The 389-nt window shown below is 68.9% G+C and carries 1 protein-coding gene; it reads right to left on the bottom strand.

Going from position 1 to position 389, the window contains the following annotated elements; translation table 11 throughout:
- Window positions 1–195 precede the first annotated feature (195 nt).
- A partial coding sequence (locus PXJ20_RS33015; RefSeq protein ID WP_421057526.1) for a hypothetical protein occupies window positions 196–389 on the bottom strand: 194 nt, incomplete at its 5' end.

Genomic DNA, 389 nt, shown 5'->3' with positions numbered 1-389 from the left:
CACCACAACCGGCTGCCTATCACCAGTTCCCGCGGCCGCGTCGAGTCCATGACGCGATGGGAATCGAGCAGTCGCGAGGCGGCAATCAGGTCGCCGCGCGCAATCATCCCTTCCACCTTGTTCAGCCAGGTCATCCGTTGTTCTCCATGCAATAGACAGGCGGTGCGCGAGCGCGGCGTACACGGCCTATGCGGCCTACGTGGCCAATGCCGCCATCAGTCCCAGTAACAGTCCGGCAAGACGCGCGCACCACAGCCGGTACGGTGGTGTGCCGGGCTCGCCCGGCTCTGGCCAGCGGCGCAGGGCACACCGCGCGAGCGATGGCCCCGCGAAGAGCGCGCCGGCGGCCACTGCACCTGCCAGCGTCACCCGCCCGATGGGCGAAGCGG

Origin of the sequence: Paraburkholderia sp. A1RI_3L, from assembly GCF_048957895.1 — a bacterium.
GTDB classification, from domain to species: Bacteria; Pseudomonadota; Gammaproteobacteria; order Burkholderiales; family Burkholderiaceae; genus Paraburkholderia; species Paraburkholderia kururiensis.
Note: the sequence above shows the minus strand (reverse complement) of the source record. Positions and strands in the feature narration are given on the sequence as shown.